Raw genomic sequence first — 1,651 nt, 5'->3', positions numbered from 1 at the left:
CGTCGCCGACCTGATCACCGCCCTGGCCGGCACCGCCGCACCCGTCGCCCGGATCCACCCCACCGGCGTCGCCGCCGAGGCCGGCGCCCTGCGCTGGGCGCTCCCCGGCTGGGCCGGCCCGGTTGACCTGCTCCTCATCGCCACGACCGACGGCAGCGAACCGGGCCTCGGGATCCTCGCCGAACAGGCCTACCGCCGTGGCTGTACGGTCGTCGCCGTCGCCCCCGGCCGCTCCCCGCTGAGCGAGACCGTGGACGGGTCGCGCGGGCTCCTCGTCCCCATGGCGACGTCACCGAACCAGCACTCCTACGACTCCGCCGCCGAGAGCGGGGCCCGCGCTGCCGCGGACGGCCCCGGCGCGCTCTGGGCCCTCGGTGTCCCGCTGCTGGCGCTCCTCGACCGCGTACGCCTGCTCAACGCGCCCCCCGAGACCCTCCGGCGGGTCGCCGACCGGCTGGACAGCACCGCGACCCGCTGCGGGCCGGCGGTCGCCACGTACAGCAACCCGGCCAAGACGCTCGCCGTCGAACTCGCCGAGAGCCTCCCGCTGATCTGGACCGAGGGCGTGGGCGCGGCGCCCGTGGGGCGGCGGTTCGCCGCCGTACTCACCGAGCTGGCCGGCCGACCGGCCATCGCCGCCGAACTCCCCGAGGCACTCGCCGTCCACACCGCGCTCCTCTCCGGTGACCTCACCGGCGGCGAGCCGGACCCCGACGACTTCTTCCGTGACCGGGTCGACGACCCGCAGGCGCTGCACCCGCGCATCGTCCTGCTGCGCGACCGGCCGGCCGGCGGACTGACGGCGGCCCCGGCGGCCCGGGAACTCGCGCACATCCACGACAAGCCCATCAGCGAACTGGAGGCGGAGGAGGGCAGCGACATCGAAGCGGTCGCCGAACTCATCGCCGTCACCGACTTCGCCACCGTCTACCTGGCACTCGCGGCGACCACCGGCAGCCCCGAGTAAGCGCCGGACCCGCGCCCGCACCACCGCACCCAGCCCCGCCTCACACCCCCCACCGTCACCCGTCGTCGGCACAAGGAAGCTCACACCCCATGGACCGCCTCTCCAACACCGTGCGCCCCTACTCCTGGGGTTCCACGACCGCCATCCCGGAGCTGCTCGGCATCGCCCCCACCGGCGAGCCACAGGCCGAGATGTGGATGGGCGCCCACCCGGGGGCACCCTCCCGCATCGAACGTGACGGCTCCGAAAAAGCGCTCTCCGACGTGATCGCGGCGGCGCCGGAAGCGGAGCTGGGCGCCGCCGCCGTACGGAAGTTCGGCCCGCGCCTGCCCTTCCTCCTCAAGTTCCTCGCCGCGGGATCGCCGCTCTCGCTCCAGGTCCACCCCGACCGCGCCCAGGCCGAAGAGGGATACGCGGCGGAGGAGGCACGGGGCATCCCGATCGACGCCCCGTACCGCAACTACAAGGACACCAACCACAAGCCGGAACTGATCTGCGCCCTCACCCCCTTCGACGGCCTGTGCGGCTTCCGCTCCGAGGCCGAGGCCGCCGATCTGCTCGCCGGGCTGGACGTCGACTCGCTCAAGCCGTACGTGGACCTCCTCCACGCCCACCCCGAAGAGGCGGCGCTGCGCGAGGTCCTCACCGCCGTCCTCGCCGCCGCCCCGGACGAGATGGCCGCCA

At 74.4% G+C, this 1,651-nt stretch carries 2 protein-coding genes; both read left to right on the top strand.

Translation table 11 applies throughout. The features are described from left to right. Positions 1-967, top strand: a 967-nt coding sequence (locus tag QR77_RS13425; RefSeq protein WP_040021922.1) for an SIS domain-containing protein, incomplete at its 5' end; no start/stop codon positions are given. Between the two features lie 89 nt (positions 968-1,056). Next, on the top strand, positions 1,057-1,651 hold a 595-nt coding region (gene manA, locus QR77_RS13420), incomplete at its 3' end, for a mannose-6-phosphate isomerase, class I (protein WP_063798026.1).

The sequence above is a fragment of the Streptomyces sp. 150FB genome (genome assembly GCF_000818195.1).
In the GTDB taxonomy this organism is placed as follows: domain Bacteria; phylum Actinomycetota; class Actinomycetes; order Streptomycetales; family Streptomycetaceae; genus Streptomyces.
Note: the sequence above shows the minus strand (reverse complement) of the source record. Positions and strands in the feature narration are given on the sequence as shown.